Source organism: Microbacterium sp. AR7-10 (assembly GCF_001878835.1).
Taxonomy (GTDB): domain Bacteria; phylum Actinomycetota; class Actinomycetes; order Actinomycetales; family Microbacteriaceae; genus Microbacterium; species Microbacterium commune.
In genome coordinates this window covers 267-3,024 of the sequence record NZ_MJIR01000047.1, presented here as the reverse complement: position 1 = coordinate 3,024, position 2,758 = coordinate 267, and the positions used below count along the sequence as shown (strand labels likewise).

4 protein-coding genes are annotated in these 2,758 nt (G+C 71.0%); 3 read left to right on the top strand and 1 reads right to left on the bottom strand.

Features of this window, described 5'->3' with window-relative positions; genetic code table 11:
* On the top strand, positions 1-285 hold a 285-nt coding region (locus BFN01_RS06205; protein ID WP_143187181.1), incomplete at its 5' end, for an SDR family oxidoreductase.
* Positions 286-435: 150 nt separating this feature from the next.
* Positions 436-1,464, top strand: coding sequence for a type IV toxin-antitoxin system AbiEi family antitoxin domain-containing protein (locus BFN01_RS15445; protein ID WP_071642696.1), 1,029 nt, complete (start codon positions 436-438; stop codon positions 1,462-1,464).
* A 105-nt stretch (positions 1,465-1,569) separates the two neighbouring features.
* Here the strand turns inward: BFN01_RS15445 and BFN01_RS06195 are convergent, their stop codons facing one another.
* A complete protein-coding gene (locus BFN01_RS06195) occupies positions 1,570-2,448 on the bottom strand; it encodes an amidohydrolase (protein WP_071642694.1) in 879 nt (292 codons plus the stop codon).
* A gap of 55 nt (positions 2,449-2,503) precedes the next feature.
* Between BFN01_RS06195 and BFN01_RS15780 the strand changes: the two genes are divergently transcribed.
* Positions 2,504-2,758 (top strand): FadR/GntR family transcriptional regulator (locus BFN01_RS15780; protein ID WP_256221048.1); only part of this gene is annotated, 255 nt, incomplete at its 3' end.

The following is a 2,758-nucleotide window of genomic DNA, read 5'->3' as shown; positions in this document are numbered from 1 at the left end:
ACCCGGGCGATGGCCGCCGACCATCTGCGCGAGGGCATCCGGGTGAACGCCGTCAATCCGGGCACCGCCGACACCCCGTGGGTGGGGCGTCTGCTCGACTCGGCGGCCGACCCGGCGGCCGAGCGCGCGGCGCTCAACGCCCGTCAGCCGCATGGCCGGCTGGTGTCCGCCGATGAGGTCGCCGGTGCGGTGCTGTACCTGGTCAGTCCCGCCTCCGGATCGACCACCGGCACCTTTATCGAGGTCGACGGGGGCATGGCCGCCCTGCGCCTGCGCCCCGAATAACCCACCCGCTTCTCGCTCCGGTATGAGTTCGTGCCGCCTGGATCGCATTCAGGCGGCACGAACTCATACCGGAGCGCGGTGGTTGCGGGCGGCTCCGGGGCGCTGTGGATAGCTCGCGCGCGCCGGCCGCGGATCTGCGAAGGTCGGCGGATGCCGAAACCACGACCTCTCCCCGCCCAGCTGGGTGCGATCTTCAGCGTGCGGGAAGCTGCGCAGGCGGGGGTCGCTCGCTCGCGCCTTCGCCGCGGGGATCTCGAGCGCCCGTTCCGCGGCATCCGTGCCGTGCCGGCTCTCCTGTCCGCGACCGCCGCCGAGATTGAGGACGAGTCCGACGCAGAGGACCCGCCCCGAGCCGCCGAACCGGATCCGTTCACGCTCCAGGCCGAGACGCGACGTGACCTGGTGCGCCGCTATGCGCCCCGCCTCGAGGGATCGCAGTTCATCAGTCACGAGTCAGCGGCCGCGATGTGGCACGCTCCGCTTCCGCTGACGCGGACGGATGCCGGTGCGCCGGCGTCGTCATCCGACCTGACGGTGCACGTGAGCACCTTCGGACGCGGCCACCTGATCCGCGCGGAGGGTGTCAGTGCCCACCGCGCGCGGCATCGCACCTCGCGCTACACGCACGTCGAGCGCATCCCGGTCGCCGATCCCGCGACGACGTGGGCCAGCCTCGGGCATCTTCCGCTGGTCGATCTGGTCGCCCTGGGCGACTACTTCTGCAGGGTCTGGCGTGCCGGGTACGGTCGGCCGCGCGCGGGCACTCCCCCGTTGTCGACCGTCGCACGCCTGCAGGCGGCGATCGATGCCGGCCGCAGGACGGGCATCCGTCGGCTTCGGGAGGCGGTCGAACTCATCCGTGAGGATTCGTGGTCTCCTCGGGAGTCGGCTGTGCGCTGCCATCTCGTGTTCGCCGGCCTGCCCGAGCCGGTGCTGAATCAGGATGTCTACGACGAGCACGGCCGGTTCGTCGCCTGCGCCGATCTGGCATACCCCGAGCGGAAGGTAGCGATCGAGTACCAGGGCGTGCTGCACGCGAACAGCTACGCCGCCGATGTCGAGCGCCTCGCCCGCCTGCGGGCGGCGGGGTGGGTGGTGATCGAGGTCACGGCGACGCTGCTCGCCGACCCTCGGATGCTCGTCGAACGCGTCAGCGCGGCGCTGCGCGCCCGCCCCTGACGCCGCTCGTCGGCGCCCCCGCAACCCGCTTCTCGCTCCGGTATGAGCTTGTGCCGCCTGAACGGCGCCGACGCGGCACGAACTCATACCGGAGCGAAGGGCGGGTCAGTGGATGCGGTAGAACGCGAGCGCGTTCGACCAGAAGACCCGGTCGGTGTCGAGGCCGCGCGCAGCAGCCCAGTCGCGCGCGGTGCGGAACCACGCGTCGCGTCCGCCGGAGACGTAGCGCGCGCCGGTGGGATCGCCGGTATCCACCGAGGACACCGGCCAGTCGCTGCCCCACATCAGTCGATCCTCGCCGAACACCTCAGCGGCCGCATCGAGGAACGGCACCATCCGGGCCGCGTCGATCACACCGTCGGCCTCGGCCGGCAGCCCCGACAGCTTGACGTGCACGTTCGGGTGCTCCGCCAGAAGGCGCAGGTCGCGCGCCCAGTCCGCAGCCGGGCGCAGCGACTCCGCCGCTGTGCCGAGCGCCGGCTTGCCGAGGTGATCGAGCACGATGGGCAGCCCCGGAACCGCATCGGCCAACGCGATGACGTCGGGGATCTGGTGGGCGCGCACGCAGGCGTCGAAGGTGAGCCCCCGGTCGGCCAGTTCACGCGCACCCGCGATGAAGACATCCGTGCGGGTGAATCCGTCGGGCTCGCCCTGCAGCAGGTGCCGCACCCCGACGACGCGGTCGAACTCCGCCAGCGCGTCGAGGTGGTCGCCGAGCCCCTGCGGCCGGTGCAGACGGGCGTCGGCGACGATGCCGACCACCCCTGTGGCGGGCGCGATCGAGTCCACCCAGCGCACCTCGTCCAGCGCCTGCTCTTCCACGGCGGCGGCTTGGACGAACACGGCGATCTGCTCTCCGGCATCCGCGATGGGCGCGGCGAGCAGCTCCGCCGTGGCATAGCGCGCGTCGAGGGCGCCGGCGAGCCAGGAATAGTGGAGAACAGTCGGATCCCAGAGATGCAGATGGCTGTCGACGACGCGCATGCTCCCATCCTCACACGCCCGCTTCAGACATCCGATCAATGATTAGGATGAGCGCATGGCAGTCACCGATGAGGCGATCCAGAAGATCAAGGCGATGATCGTCTCGGGCGAGCTCGCCCCCGGCGACCGGCTCCCGCCCGAGAAGGAGCTCTCCGAGCGTCTGGGCCTCTCGCGCAATTCGATGCGCGAGGCGGTGAAGGCCCTCGAGGTGATCCGTGTTCTCGACGTGCGCCGCGGAGACGGCACCTACGTCACCAGCCTCGAACCGCACCTGCTGCTCGAAGCGATCAGCTTCGTCGTCGACATGCAC